General features: G+C 35.8%; 12 protein-coding genes and 1 tRNA gene. 9 read left to right on the plus strand and 4 right to left on the minus strand.

Features of this window, described 5'->3' with window-relative positions; translation table 11 throughout:
- Positions 1 to 12 precede the first annotated feature (12 nt).
- Positions 13 to 85, plus strand: a tRNA-Asn gene (locus H3T43_RS06635).
- 57 nt (positions 86 to 142) lie between these two features.
- Here the strand turns inward: H3T43_RS06635 and H3T43_RS06640 are convergent.
- A complete protein-coding gene (locus tag H3T43_RS06640; RefSeq protein ID WP_198213423.1) occupies positions 143 to 1,069 on the minus strand; it encodes a LysR family transcriptional regulator in 927 nt (308 codons plus the stop codon).
- A 118-nt stretch (positions 1,070 to 1,187) separates the two neighbouring features.
- Between H3T43_RS06640 and H3T43_RS06645 the strand changes: the two genes are divergently transcribed.
- Positions 1,188 to 3,068, plus strand: a complete 1,881-nt coding sequence (locus H3T43_RS06645) for a flavocytochrome c (RefSeq protein WP_198213681.1) — start codon at positions 1,188 to 1,190, stop codon at positions 3,066 to 3,068.
- A gap of 43 nt (positions 3,069 to 3,111) precedes the next feature.
- Here H3T43_RS06645 and H3T43_RS06650 read toward each other — a convergent pair whose 3' ends face one another.
- The 3 genes from H3T43_RS06650 to H3T43_RS06660 are packed head-to-tail and all read right to left on the minus strand — an operon-like array spanning position 3,112 to position 5,877.
- Positions 3,112 to 3,933 carry a triphosphoribosyl-dephospho-CoA synthase gene (locus tag H3T43_RS06650; RefSeq protein WP_198213425.1) on the minus strand — a complete coding sequence of 274 codons (822 nt, stop codon included), beginning with the start codon at positions 3,931 to 3,933 and terminating at the stop codon, positions 3,112 to 3,114.
- A 10-nt stretch (positions 3,934 to 3,943) separates the two neighbouring features.
- A complete protein-coding gene (locus H3T43_RS06655) occupies positions 3,944 to 4,939 on the minus strand; it encodes a nitronate monooxygenase (RefSeq protein WP_198213427.1) in 996 nt (331 codons plus the stop codon).
- A 23-nt stretch (positions 4,940 to 4,962) separates the two neighbouring features.
- Entirely contained in the window at positions 4,963 to 5,877 is a 915-nt protein-coding gene (locus H3T43_RS06660; RefSeq protein WP_034981642.1) for a LysR family transcriptional regulator, read from the minus strand.
- Positions 5,878 to 6,235: 358 nt separating this feature from the next.
- Between H3T43_RS06660 and H3T43_RS06665 the strand changes: the two genes are divergently transcribed.
- The 7 genes from H3T43_RS06665 (at position 6,236) to H3T43_RS06695 (ending at position 13,650) form a co-directional block, all read left to right on the plus strand.
- On the plus strand, positions 6,236 to 7,486 hold the full coding sequence (locus H3T43_RS06665; protein ID WP_198213430.1) for an acyl-CoA dehydrogenase family protein: 1,251 nt from the start codon (positions 6,236 to 6,238) through the stop codon (positions 7,484 to 7,486).
- Between the two features lie 106 nt (positions 7,487 to 7,592).
- Positions 7,593 to 8,837: a CaiB/BaiF CoA-transferase family protein gene (locus tag H3T43_RS06670; protein WP_198213432.1), complete on the plus strand. Its 1,245-nt coding sequence runs from the start codon at positions 7,593 to 7,595 to the stop codon at positions 8,835 to 8,837.
- A gap of 8 nt (positions 8,838 to 8,845) precedes the next feature.
- Entirely contained in the window at positions 8,846 to 9,991 is a 1,146-nt protein-coding gene (locus H3T43_RS06675; RefSeq protein WP_198213434.1) for an acyl-CoA dehydrogenase family protein, read from the plus strand.
- A 12-nt stretch (positions 9,992 to 10,003) separates the two neighbouring features.
- Positions 10,004 to 10,744 (plus strand): hypothetical protein, encoded by a 741-nt coding sequence (locus H3T43_RS06680; RefSeq protein ID WP_198213436.1) that lies wholly within the window; start codon positions 10,004 to 10,006, stop codon positions 10,742 to 10,744.
- Between the two features lie 4 nt (positions 10,745 to 10,748).
- Positions 10,749 to 11,672, plus strand: a complete 924-nt coding sequence (locus H3T43_RS06685) for an electron transfer flavoprotein subunit alpha/FixB family protein (RefSeq protein WP_198213438.1) — start codon at positions 10,749 to 10,751, stop codon at positions 11,670 to 11,672.
- 9 nt (positions 11,673 to 11,681) lie between these two features.
- Positions 11,682 to 13,211, plus strand: a complete 1,530-nt coding sequence (locus tag H3T43_RS06690) for an AMP-binding protein (RefSeq protein ID WP_198213440.1) — start codon at positions 11,682 to 11,684, stop codon at positions 13,209 to 13,211.
- The gene (locus H3T43_RS06695; RefSeq protein ID WP_198213442.1) at positions 13,201 to 13,650 is read left to right on the plus strand and encodes an acyl-CoA thioesterase; all 450 of its coding nucleotides are present in this window, start codon (positions 13,201 to 13,203) and stop codon (positions 13,648 to 13,650) included. The genes H3T43_RS06690 and H3T43_RS06695 overlap by 11 nt, the downstream gene beginning before the upstream one ends.
- The last annotated feature ends 192 nt before the right edge of the window (positions 13,651 to 13,842 follow it).

The raw sequence follows: 13,842 nt of genomic DNA on the forward strand, positions 1-13,842 counted from the left end.
GCTTTTTAGCAATCCGGCTTAGCTCAGTTGGTAGAGCGCTTGACTGTTAATCAAGATGTCGTCAGTTCGAGTCTGACAGCCGGAGCGAGCAGAGAGGAAAGAGAACCTGCGGGTTCTCTTTTTTTGTGCTTAAATTTAATAATTAACTTATATTTGGTTCAATCTTTAGTTTCTTAAATTCTGAAATCAAATTCTTGAGTCCGGGTTTCAGTTTTTGCCCATGTTTAACTGCAATAAAATATTTAATTTGAATCAAATTATGATCAACTGGAAGTAAGTTAATAGGTGTTTGAGCCATTCGCTTAATAATGCTGGCAGCTGAAATAGTTAGTCCTACTCCTTTTATTGCTAAATTAGTTGCAGTAATAATACTGCTGCTTTCCAATATAATATTAGGTTTGATATGAAATTTCTGAAATGCACCATTAACTTGATGACGGATTGCAGAATTGCTTGAACTAACAACGAACGGCTCTTGTAAAATGTCTTTAATATCATATTCATTTGGCTCGAGTATAAATCGACCTTTTTTAAAGTATTTTGATCTTGGTGAAATGATTACAAAATAGTTTTCTCCACCGTTAACATAAAAATCCAATCCTTGATTAAGAGACTCAGGTGTTTGACCCAGATAACAATCAATTTGCTCATGTAAAAGATGAGTTTCACTTACTCTAGGAAAGTTTTCTGATAGCTGAATTTTAATATTTGGATGTGTAAACATAAAGTGAGGTAAAAGCTCTGGCAATAAAAATGTCCCCAGGCTTTCTAAAACTCCGATTCGGATTAATTCTTTATTTGGTGATGCATAGGGAATTAGCTGCTCAGCTAACTTTTGCCTGTTACTAATTTTTGTTTCCAGATAATTGTAATAAATTACCCCAGCTTCCGTTAATGTAAATGGGATAGTCTCACGATTAATTATTTCAGATCCCAATTTATGTTCAATTCGTTTAATTAGTTGAGTCAAATATGGCTGTGATATATATAATTCACTAGCCGCTCTGGTAAAATTACTTTCTTTTAATAGCACATCAATAAAATGTAAGACAGTTTCAGAATTGTTCATATTTTGCCTCCGATAACAATTTTATTATAGCCCGCTTGCTAGAAAACTATTTCATTTTAATCAGAAAAGTTAGTAAAATTTAACTAATGAGTATTGAAAGAAAGGAAGTATATTAATGATGAAATCAGGAACTTATGAAGTAAAAGCTAAGGGTCATGGTTCTAGTTTTATGCCTATGAAGGTGAAACTTTCTGAAGACAAAATCAAGGAAATAGATATTGATTCCAGTGGCGAAACTGCTGGAGTAGCAGATGAGGTCTTTAAACGTCTGCCCAAGCAAATTATTGCTAATCAAACTTTAAATGTTGACGCTGTTAGTGGAGCTACAATTTCCAGTCATGGCGTGATAGATGGTGTGGCTCAGGCGATTACAAAAGCTGGTGGAGACGCACAAGAATGGCTTAACAGACCAAAGCCAAAGACTTCTAATGCTTCTGACAGAGAATACCAAACTGACGTTGTAGTTATTGGTGCCGGTGGTGCTGGTCTCACTGCAGCTGCTAGAACAATTCAAAATGGTAAAAAAGTAATTGTACTAGAAAAATTCCCTCAAATTGGTGGTAATACTACCAGAGCGGGTGGACCTTTAAACGCTGCTGAACCTGAGTGGCAAAATCAATTTAAAGCTTTACCGGGTGAAAAAGAAAGTTTGGAAAAACTAGCTGCAACTCCAATTGATGAAATTGATCCAGAATATCGTGATGACTTTAAAGAACTGCAAAAGCAAATTAAGGCTTATGTAGATTCTGGTAAAAAATATCTGTTTGATTCAGTATTATTGCATGAAATACAGACTTATATAGGTGGTAAAAGAACTGACTTGAATGGTAATGAAATTCATGGTAATTATGCCCTGGTTACTGAGCTTGTCAATAACGTACTTGATTCAGTTAAGTGGTTGACTGACTTAGGCCTAAAGTTTGACCGCTCTGATGTTACCATGCCGGTTGGAGCCTTGTGGCGTCGTGGTCACAAGCCAGTTGAACCTATGGGCTATGCCTTTATTCACGTTTTGGGTGATTGGGTAAAAGACCATGGTGCTACAGTTTTAACAGAAACTCGGGCACAACACTTAATTATTGAAAATGGTAAAGTTACCGGTGTTGTAGCCCAAACTAGTGATGGCAGTAAAGTTACTATTCATGCACAAAAAGTAATTTTAACTTCTGGTGGTTTTGGTGCAAACACTAAAATGGTGCAAAAGTATAACACTTATTGGAAGCATATTGATGATGATATTGCTACTACTAATTCGCCTGCAATTACTGGTGACGGTATTGCCTTAGGTCAAGAGGCTGGTGCTGATTTAGTGGGTATGGGATTTATTCAATTAATGCCTGTTTCAGATCCTAAGACAGGTGAATTATTTACTGGTATTCAAACCCCACCCGAGAACTTTATTATGGTCAATCAAAAAGGTGAACGCTTTGTTAATGAATTTGCTGAACGCGATACTTTAGCTAAGGCCGCTATTGCCAATGGTACTTTGTTCTACTTAATAGCTGATGAAAAAATAAAAGCTACAGCTTATAACACAACCGAAGAATCGCTTGCTGCTCAGGTAAAAGCGGGTACTTTGTTAAAGGCAGACACTTTGGAGGAATTAGCTGAAAAAGCCGGTATGAATCCAGACACTTTGGTTGATACTATTAAAAAATATAATTCATATGTTGATGCAGGTAGTGATCCAGAATTTGGTAAGAGTGCGTTTAACCTTAAATGTGAAGTTGCACCGTTTTATGCTACACCTCGTAAACCCGCTATTCACCATACAATGGGCGGCTTAAAGATCAATCCAAAAGCGCAAGTAATAAACAAAGATGGACAAGTAATTACTGGTCTTTATGCAGCGGGTGAAGTCGCTGGCGGATTACATGCTGGTAATCGTCTTGGTGGTAATTCACTAGCTGATATCTTTACTTTTGGTCGTATTGCTGCTGACACTGCTTGCAGTGAAATTGCAGATAATGATGCAGTGACAGGTGCATCAAAGAAATAAATATTATTTTGATTTTAAAAAAAGAAGGCACAAGCCTTCTTTTTTATATGTATCCACGTTCTAGAGCTACAAAAATGGTAACAATTAATAAATCTGCACAGCCACCTAAACTATAATTGTGGGCCAAACAGTCATCATTTAATTTTTGCAGACATTTTTTCCCAGCTGGAGAAGCATAACCACCTAAATCTAGGTATTTTGTGGCCATTTGATGTAGCCAGTTAGTTACATTATAATTTCCAGCTCGCTTAATCAAATTACTGTCAACCGTAACTGTTGCTATTTTCATTAAAGTATCAAGAAGTCTCGTTTGGAGCGTTCCCTTATTGTTTTTTAAAAAAGGTAAAGCTACTTCACGTACAATGGGATAGCCTTGTTCCGCTTGAGCACGAGCCCCACCAACATGATATTGCTCAAATTCTTTTTCACCTGCTGTTTGTAACTCATTATTTTGAATCAAATCATGCTGTACAAGCCCTTTACACATCTTGCTGATAGTCAGAAATAGTTCAGTATTGTTTGTCATACTGTAGCTTTCAGCGCAGACAAAAATGCCTAGAGCAAAAATTGCCCCTTTATGCGTATTAGCGCCGTGCGTTGCAGCAAACATTTCTTTTTCAGCAGTAATGCCTCTTTGTCTTAATTGCTGAAACATTTGCGTTAAATCAGTCGACTGAAAGTTTTGCCCAATTTCAACAGCAGCAGCAAAATATGCTTCCAAGTTTAAACTGCTGTCAATAAAAGTATAAATATTCATGTCGGGATGAGGACCTTGGCTGATGGGGTCTACTAAACCAGGTTTTGGCGCGGTAACAACTTCATATAAGAGTGAGCGTAGAGCATTTTTTGTAATTGAATTAGTCATATGTATAAATTTAATTGTTATTAGTTAATTCTGCAATAGTTTCGTGAGCAGTTTTAATAGTTTTGATGTTATAACTGTCTGCTGCAATATCAGTATACCCCATTTCAAGATCACCTTTTGCCATACCGTTTATTAATCCCTGATAACCGTCTGCAGCAGTAAAAATTTGCTTTTCGTCTTCGTTATCCTGTGTTAATTTTGCCAGTTTCTGGGGCAATTTTCCAGGTAAAGAATAGATAGTTCGCGAGTTCATTTTAAAACTTATTAGTTCATGTTTTTGTGCATTTATAATCTTGTCTTTGATTATTGGTGAAGTTGGAGCTTCTTTAGCAAGTGCAAAAACTGTCTTAAGAAAAACCCCTTGTGCACCTTTTGTCAATGCGTCTTTCAAAACATGCGAGTCAGTAGTATCATACCCAGCTAAAACCGGTGTTTTTCCTGCTTGATGAACAAAATTTGCCAGCTCGATGTTACTTTTGCAGATTAAAATGTCAATACCATTACTTTGAGCAGCACGAATATTATTAATATTATTAATAACTTGCATAATTTTAATGCCACTATTATGTAGTAGATTTACCCATGCTTTAGATGCAACTCTTCCAAAACCTTCAAACAGTGCAATAGTCAACCTTCTTTTTCGCATTAATTCTACTAATTCGGTTGCTCTATGATCATCTTCCGGGCTAGATGAGGTGCTAGCAATTTCCACTCCAAAAGACCTAAAGGTATTAGATAGAGTTTGATCAATTTGCTCATTCATCAAGTTTCTTTCTGTCATGGCATCAAGCAAAGAATTGTTGCTAATAGTACCTATTTTATTTGAATTAGAAATAGAAGCGCTTGATGTCGCGTCACTTCTAACCTTATAGCCTGCATTAATACCTAAAATGCCCAGTGCACCAGATTCTGAAATAGCAGCAACTAGTTTGCCATCTGTTAAGGTGTGAATAGGCTCGTGAACAATAGGGTAATTTGTTCCCAATAATTGACAAATTTTATTCATTAGTTTTATACCTTTTTAAAATCTTATTTGACAGGAATATTATCGACGATTTTCTGAATATCTGGTTTATGACTTTTAAGAAAGTCAATAAAATCAACTATTTCCGGTGAAAAGTTTTGACTTGAATCATACACTAAATAAACCTGACGAGTATTTTTGGGCAAATCCAGTTTGATGATGTGGATGTCGAAACCACTCAAATAAATAGTTTTTGCTACTACACCAACGATATCGTTGGTCAAAACTTGTCCTGCAATTGCCAGCTCGTCATGAAGTCTATTTGTAATATTCAGATCAGAGGCATTGGCCAGTAAAGCATTAGTGATGTCTTTTCCAATTTGAATTTTTTTAGAATAGGTAATAATTGACTCACCCTGTAGTTCTTCAGGAGAGATTTCATTTATTTTTGCCAGGTCATTTTCCTTTGAAACAATGGCAATGATTTCTTCAGTATAAAGGGGAATGTAAGTAAAATAACTAAATTCCGGTACGAATGAAGAAATTCCAATATCATACCAGCCATTTTTGATACCTTCACAAATCTGATATGAAGGGTTATCGTGGTATATAAAATGAGGTGAAATATTACTTTCTTGTTGATATTGCTTTGTTAAGTTAGGCAAGATGGTTCCAATTGCAGTAGGTATACCAGCAATGTGTATATTGCCATGGTCCTGACTGATACGCTGTTCAATTTTCTTTTTACCGCGATCTAAAGAGTCTAAAGATTTGGTTACAGTATCGTAAAAAATACGTCCATATTCAGTTAATTGCACGTAATGACCATTGTGTTTAAACAGTTGGCAGTGGAGTTCTTTTTCAAGCTGTTTAATTGATACTGAGAGGGTAGGCTGACTGATAAATAAGCTGTCTGCTGCTTTAGTGTATTGTTTTTGATCTGCCAATTCACGAAAATAGTAAAGTTGATTTAAATTCATGATATTACCTCAAAAATTATTTTAATATTCAATACCTATATAAATAAATGCTATACCTATTTTTTATAAAACGCTTACAAAAATTATTTATAATAATATTGATAAAATTAATATTAGTTTATTAGTGTTGATTTTATTGTGATTTTACTCTCCAAATTTGGTGAGTCTTTTTAATTATTGCAGTTAATAATCTTATAATTCCGCTTTTTTTAATATATATAGCCATAAGGGTATTTATAAAATTAATAGTTCTGACTTTGTTATCAATTTTACAATCTAAACTTTTTAAAACATAATACAACTGTTGATAGAAAAACGCTTTCAAAAGCATTATTAAAGTTTAAAAGGAGATTGTATTATGACAGAACAAAAGAAGTTGCATGTATTACCACCATATGAAGAAACTCCGATTATGCACAAAACTAAACCGGGTGAATCAATGCCTGAAGAAGACTTTGAAAACTACTTAAAAGAAATTCGTCACCTGGCACAAAACGAGTTTGACAGGATGACCCCATATATAGAGGAAAATCGCAAGTTTCCGCAAGACTTTTTCCCAATTGCAATTAAACATGATTTATATCGTTTTGCATTGCCTAAAGAATACGGCGGCTGGGGTCTCAGTGAAAAGCAAATCCTGCAAGTTCAAGAAGAATTTTCAAGAACCCAGGGTGGAATTCGAATGCACCTGCACCATGCTTCAGATATGAACTGGCGGATATTGGATAATTTTGGTAGTCAAGAACTTAAAGACAAGTATATGAACAAGTTTCAAGACAAATCAATCTATGCCAACTTTGCTTTAACCGAAAAGAGCGGTGGTACTGGAGCAGACCTTCATACTTTAGCTGTTAAGGATGGCGATGACTGGGTAATCAACGGCGAAAAAACTTTGATTTCTCATGCAGATGTTGCAGATTTTACTTACTTAATTGTAGTTACTGACCCAGATAAAGAAGGGGATGAAAGATTATCAGCTTTCTTTGTACCAACAAATACACCTGGATTTGAATCTAATGAGATGCCTTTAATGATGGGTTGTCGTGGTGCCGGACATGCCGATTTAAAATTCACTAATATGAGAGTACCTGATAAGTACATGCTTGGCAAGAGAGGAGAGGGTATGAAAGTAGCTATTTCTTCACTTTCACTTTCTCGTGCGCATATTGCTGACTCCAACTTAGGAATGGCTCAACGGATGTTAGAAATGTCCATTGCTTATTCTAAAGATCGTGTAACTTTTGGTAAGCCACTATGCAAACGGCAATCAATCATTTTTGAAATTGCTGACATGGGTGCGCGCATTCATGCCCTTAGATTAATGTTGTGGGACTTGGCAAAAGATTATGACGAAGGAAAGGATATTACCAAAAAAGCTTCTCTAGCCAAACTGGAAAGCATCAATACTGTCAAATTAGTTTCTGATTACATGCTTGAAATCTTTGGTGGTATTGGTTACTTCCAGGACAATCCTTATGGACCTGCTGAAAGACTTTACCGTGATTGTCGTGCTATGTGGTTAGAAGAAGGACCTCGTTCCGTTCAAAGACTAACTGCAGGTCGTTTATTAATTAAAGACGGTGGCAATACACCAATAACAAGTCTTTAAGGCAATCAATTAAATTAACTTGAGTAAATAAATCAAGGAGGGCTGAATCTAAAATTTACTTTGCAAGGTTCAATCCTCTTTGTTGTATATAGTTTTGGAGAAAAAGATGGCTAACGAAATATTATCAGGAATAAGAGTTATTGATCTCACACAATTTTTGGCAGCCCCAACCGTAGGACGAGTCCTTGGAGAATGGGGAGCTGATGTAATTAAAGTTGAAGCTCCTAAGGGTGATGCTGGAAGAACCCAAGGTGCAGTTTTTGGCATGAAGTATGAAGATGATGAGAATTTGGGCTTTGATGTTTCTAATATGAATAAAAGATTCATTACTTTAAACATGAAAACTCCTGAAGGGATGCAAGCTTTTAAAGACCTATTAAAAACCGCAGATGTATTTTTAACCTCAGTGAGAACAAAGAGCTTAGCTCATATGGGAATCACTTGGGAAGAGCTGCATAAAGAATTTCCTAAATTAGTGTTTGCACAAGATCGCGGATATGGTGAATTTGGTCCTAAAAAAGATTCTGCCGGCTATGATGCAACTGCTTATCAAGCACGTGGCGGAGTTCAGGGAACAACGGTAGATAAAGGAGGGAATCCATATAATCCAGTAAATGGCTATGGTGATTTCCAAGTATCAATGACCTTGGCCGCAGGTATTTGTGCAGCCTTACTGAGAGCTCAAAGAACCGGGAAGGGTGATAAGGTTGTTGTTAACTTGAATCACGCAGCGATTTTTATGCAAAATATCGCTATGGTTTCTGCACAATATGGCAATGTATATCCTAAGAGTCGTAAAGAGGTTACTAATCCATTTAATGATACCTATAAAACTTCTGATGATCGCTGGTTCGTACTATGCGTTCCTGAATATGACCGTGATTTTGACAAAGTAATGCATGACATTGGTCGTGATGATGTCAAAGGCGATAAAAGATATAACAAAATGGACACTTTGAATGCTAACGGTACCAGCAATGAAGTGATTGCCATTTTAGAAGACGCTTTTAAGAAAAAACCGTTGCAGTATTGGATAGACCTTTTTAATAAGGAAGACTTACCGCTTGAAGCTTGTCAGATACCAACGGAAATATACCAAGATCCTGAGGCTTTGGATAATGATGAAATTAGACTGATGGAATTTCCATCCGGAAATAAGAGATTTATTCCCACTAATCCAGTACGTTTTTCGTCTCAAGGCAAGCCTACGCTAACTCCTTCTCGTGCTCAGGGATCTGATACACGCGAAGTACTCAAAGATGAGTTAGGCTACAGTGATGAAAAAATTAGTGAGATGTTTGCCAGTGGTGCTGCCAGTGGCCTGCGTCATATAGGAGACCCAATTAAATAGGTATTAAAATGACATTACTTTATACACAAGCACAAAAAGAATATATTCATTTAGCACAAGAATTTGGTGATCGGTATCTAACCCCTGAAATTATTAAGAAATACGATTTAAAAGGTGATTGTCCTTCCAGCTTGTTTGAGCCTGCAATTAAAATTGGCCTTCATATGCTTGAGATCCCTAGGGAATATGGTGGTGCTGGCCTTTCTTATGAAGATTCTGCCCTCGTTTTTGAAAAACTGGCTGAATATGATGCAGGTTATGCACTGACTTTAATTACTTCATTTGTTGCACTGCGGTGCGTAATGTTAGCTGGTACTGAAGAACAAGCACAAAGATTTGCCGATGTCATCAGACCTGGTCGTTTTGCTGCCTTTACAATGTCAGAAGCAGATGCTGGTTCTGACGCAGGCTCTGTGAAAGCAACAGCTGTTCGGCAAGGCAATGAATATATTTTAAACGGAAATAAAGCTTTTGCTACTAATGGTGGAATTGCAGATATTTTTATTGGAATTTTTAGAACTTCTAATAATGGTAATCATGGCTTATCTGCTTTCATGATTGATAAAAATACGCCAGGTATTTGGGTAGGAAAGCATGAAGATAAAATGGGACTGCGTTTATCAAATACAGTACCGTTAGGATTTAAAAATGTACACGTGCCAGCCGAAAATCTGATTGGCCAAGAAGGAAGAGGGATTAATATTGCGTTAAACAGCCTTAACCTCTCACGTGCTTATGTTTCTACTTTGACCGTTGGTGTTATGCAACGGGCACTTAATGAAGCTGCCAAATATGCCAATCAGCGTGAACAATTTAATCAACCGATTTCTCAATTTGAATCTGTGCAAAATATGCTTGCTAATATGGCAACGGCAGTTGAAACAGCCCGCTTATTAGTCAACAACACAATGAAAATGATGGATAAAGATTTGTCTGTACGTCAAGAAGGAGCAATGACCAAGCTTTATGTCACTGATGTAGCACAAAAAGTAACTTCTGATGCAGTTCAGATTCTTGGTGGTTATGGTTATACCCGAGCTTATCCGGTTGAAAAGCTAATGCGTGATGTCAAAGGATTTCAAATTCTGGAAGGAACTAATGAAATTCAGAGAATGACAATTGCACGTGAAGTTAGCAAAAATTATCAGGACTAGGAGGGTACCATAATGAAAATCGCATTAATTGCCAAGGCTGAAGCAGATAATCCTAAAACTTATACTTCTCATAAGAATAAAGTAACTTATCATCCAGAAAATTTATTTCTGAGTGATGAAGACAAAAATGCCCTCGAGTTTGCCCTGCAATTAACAGAGTTAAAAAAAGGTGCTATTGATGTCTTTACTTTTGAACAAGGTGAAGCAGCTGAACGGATTTTGCATGAAGCACTGGCTATGGGAGCAACAACAGCTACTAAAATTTCAGCAGGTAATGTCAATGATCCTTTACTGCAAAATCAAATTGCAAGTGAATTTGTCCATTACTTAAAAGAAAATAATGAAAATTATGACTTGATTTTAACAGGAAAAACAACATCTTCAGCTTTTCCGGCTGCTATTGCTACAGGATTAGGAATATCATTTTATGACTATGTTTCTATGATTGATACTTCCCTCAATTATGAAATGAAACTTGAAAAAGGCAAAATTACTGGGCAATGTGTCTTGCCAGCTGTAATTGCCACGTTAGATTCAATCAATGTGCCACGCCTTGCTAGTTTCACGTCGTTAAGTACAGCAATAAATTCAAGTATTAATAACGTAAGTTTTAAAACTAGTGATAAAGGCGTTGCAAGTGAAATTGTAGCTAAACCAGTTAAAAATGAAAAAACTATTTTCAATCTGGATCAAGATCCTAAAGCTACGCAAAAACTGGTTGAAATACTTAAGCAAAATGGGATGTTGAGGTAGAAAAATGGTACCAATTTATTATATTCAGTTAGAAGATAAGAATATTGATGAAGGTCATAACAGTAATAACTTAGCAGGTCTTGACAGCAATTTTAAAGGTAAGAAAGAAGTACTGGTTTTCAGTAATCATGCTACTGAAATTAAGGATAAATATGCTTCTTCAGGAGTCAAGACTACCATATACCAAAATGAGAATTTTAGTGTGACAAACTTGCCAGCTGTGACTAATACCCTTAGAAAAATTTTTGTCGATAAGGCAAATAGTTTAATAGTATTTGATAAGAGTAATTTAGGTAATAGTCTTGGCAGTCAATTAGCTGCCGTAATAAATGTCCCATTTATTTATAATGCCAAAGATATTTGCTGTGATCAAGATCATATAATAGTTAACCAGGATATCGGCAAAACACAAGCCTTAAGAAAAATAACACTTGATGACAAGGCGGTAATATCTCTTTCTTGCAATGGTGTCGTGAGCCACAGTAAGAATGAAGTTGACATAATTGACTGGGAATGTGCAGAAACCAATAGAGCAGCATATGTACCCGAAGCTAACTCTGGCAATGATTTGGCATATGCAAAGGTAATTGTAGCTGGTGGTAAAGGTCTGGGTTCCCCAGATAAATTTAAACCTTTAGCTACTTTAGCCCAAAAATTAAATGCTAGCGTGGGAGCAACTAAAGCAGTTACAGATCAAGGCTGGATTGATAAGAACCGTATGATTGGAATATCGAATTTGTCTGTTGCACCAGATGTTTACTATGCTTTTGGCATTTCGGGAGCCGTCCAGCACACTGCGGGAATGACTAAATCAAAATGTGTCATTGCTGTCAATACTGATGAAGCAGCACCAATTTTTAAATTAGCAAATTACGGCATTGTTGGGGATGCTAACCAAGTAATAAAGCAATTAAATGAGCTTTTGTAAGGTAAAAAAATGACTTCTAGCAAAAAGGTGCAAACCTTAAATGATTTATGGCGGGAGCGCTTAAAGCAAAGTGCTCAAAGTACTTTTGTCACTGAAGATGGTCGTAAATACAGTTATAGAAAAATAGATTGTTTAGCCAATAAGCAGATGGACTTGCTTCGGAATAATGGCATTAAGAAAGGTGATTTAATAGCAATTCAGTTCGAACTGGATCTGGCAAATATTGTAACGATTATTGCATGTATCAAAATGGGAGTGGTTATTAATCCACTAAACCCGCATTTTGATATTGATGAGATTAATAGCATGATTAACAGGTTTAAGCCATATGCTATCATTTCGCAAAAATCTGTGCGTGGTCGTGATACTATTAGTAATATTACTAATTTGGATAATTATCAGACTAAAAAAATCGCGGACCTGGTATTTTTTACTAGAGAAAAGCATTTACCATCTGAATTCATTGGAGGTGACGGATCAGATGCTCCTGCACTGGTTCTTAATACTTCGGGTACTAGTGGGCTTTATAAAGGAGTAGTTTTAACCAATAAAAATATTATTAGTGCAGAAAGTGCATATAATGATGCTTTTAGCATTACTAAAAATGATATGACTTTAATTCTTTCGGGGATGTATCATGCAATTGGATTTCATCATGGCTTAATTTCAACGATTATGGCAGGAAGTCACTTGGCAATAATTAAACATTATAATATTGAGCAAGTGGCAAAAATGCTTGAAGAAGAACCAATTACATATATTGATAGTTTGCCTACAATTATGTATGATCTGCTATTTAAAGTTCAAAATTTGGGCAAGCTGCGGATGCTCATTTGTGGTGGTGACAAAATTAAAGAAAGTATTTTAGTTCAGGCTAAAAAAAGAAATATTCCCCTTTACAACTGTTATGGTCTGACAGAAGCAGTTCCATTTAGTTATACTCCTCAAGATTATTATTTAAGTAAAGGTGCAATGACCACGGCAGTCAAGCCAATGGCCAATATTAAAGTCAGACTTGTGAAGAACAAAAATATAATTACAGATAGCAACAAACAAGGACAAATTGAAGTTTCTGGACCAATCATTTTTAAATGTTATCTGGATGATCCTGAAAAAACAGCTAAAGCATTTGACGGTGATTGGTTTGTTACTGGAGATGTTGGCCATTATAATGAAGATAACTTATTGGAAATAGATGGACGCAATAGCGATAAAATTATTCGTGGTGGTGAAAATATTTCCGCTCATATGGTTGAAGACAAGATCAAAGGTTGCGAAAATATTGAGGAAGTAGCCGTTTTAGGAGTCCCAGACGTCCGTTTAGGGCAGAGAATTGGTGCATTTATTGTTCTAAATCATGGTCAAAAAGTATTAACCAAAGCTGAGTTGATTTCAGAATTAGAAAAGCAGCACGTTGATAAGAAATTATGGCCTGAAAAGTTATGGGTTGTTGATTCATTACCAAAAACGTCAAATGGCAAAATAAAAAAGTATCTTTTAAAAAATTGGCTGGAAGGTAAAAAAGTAAATGAAGAATAAATTTTTTAAACGTCAAATGGCAGATTATTTTGTAACTCCAAGGATGCTTAACCATATGGAAATTACTCATGGTGGTACGCTCTTGGATAATGCAGACTCAGCAATGGGCTTGTTTGCAAACTCATATTGTCATACACGTACGTTAACTGGTCGAATAGATAAATTTATTTTTCACAAAAAAAGTTATGCCGGTGATCATATTTGCTTTTGCGTAACTTTATTAAAAACGACAGCAAAGACAATGACTATTTATGCGGAAGTGAATAGAATTTCTCTTGATAATTCAAGTTCGGAATTAATCGGTGAAGCGGTATTTACCTATGTTGCAGTTAATGCAAACTTGGAACCGATCTCAGGTTCTATTGAGCAGTACCATGTTACTGATGTAGAAGAAAAAGAATATATTGAGTCAGTCAAAAAGAGATTTGGCATTAAATAGAGTTGCTTTGAGTTGAGGTCCTGGTTTAATTCGTTTATTAGTAAAACTATTAATTATAACTATTTAGGTATTAAATTATTTAATAGATAATAGACCAATGTATAACGATTAATTACCCATAAATACTAAAATTAAGACTCTAACTTTTTTATAAAGCAAGAAAGCATTGATATAACAATGCTTGTAATTATA

The organism is Lactobacillus sp. M0396, assembly GCF_016101625.1.
GTDB lineage: Bacteria > Bacillota > Bacilli > Lactobacillales > Lactobacillaceae > Lactobacillus > Lactobacillus huangpiensis.

Excerpts from the sequence above, each read along its gene's own strand:
- H3T43_RS06660 (WP_034981642.1), bottom strand. The coding sequence starts at position 5,877 with ATGAATTTAAATCAACTTTACTATTTTCGTGAATTGGCAGATCAAAAA.
- H3T43_RS06690 (WP_198213440.1), top strand. The coding sequence starts at position 11,682 with ATGACTTCTAGCAAAAAGGTGCAAACCTTAAATGATTTATGGCGGGAG.
- H3T43_RS06645 (WP_198213681.1), top strand. The coding sequence starts at position 1,188 with ATGAAATCAGGAACTTATGAAGTAAAAGCTAAGGGTCATGGTTCTAGT.
- H3T43_RS06670 (WP_198213432.1), top strand. The coding sequence starts at position 7,593 with ATGGCTAACGAAATATTATCAGGAATAAGAGTTATTGATCTCACACAA.
- H3T43_RS06655 (WP_198213427.1), bottom strand. The coding sequence starts at position 4,939 with ATGAATAAAATTTGTCAATTATTGGGAACAAATTACCCTATTGTTCAC.
- H3T43_RS06675 (WP_198213434.1), top strand. The coding sequence starts at position 8,846 with ATGACATTACTTTATACACAAGCACAAAAAGAATATATTCATTTAGCA.
- H3T43_RS06640 (WP_198213423.1), bottom strand. The coding sequence starts at position 1,069 with ATGAACAATTCTGAAACTGTCTTACATTTTATTGATGTGCTATTAAAA.
- H3T43_RS06665 (WP_198213430.1), top strand. The coding sequence starts at position 6,236 with ATGACAGAACAAAAGAAGTTGCATGTATTACCACCATATGAAGAAACT.
- H3T43_RS06695 (WP_198213442.1), top strand. The coding sequence starts at position 13,201 with ATGAAGAATAAATTTTTTAAACGTCAAATGGCAGATTATTTTGTAACT.
- H3T43_RS06685 (WP_198213438.1), top strand. The coding sequence starts at position 10,749 with ATGGTACCAATTTATTATATTCAGTTAGAAGATAAGAATATTGATGAA.
- H3T43_RS06650 (WP_198213425.1), bottom strand. The coding sequence starts at position 3,933 with ATGACTAATTCAATTACAAAAAATGCTCTACGCTCACTCTTATATGAA.
- H3T43_RS06680 (WP_198213436.1), top strand. The coding sequence starts at position 10,004 with ATGAAAATCGCATTAATTGCCAAGGCTGAAGCAGATAATCCTAAAACT.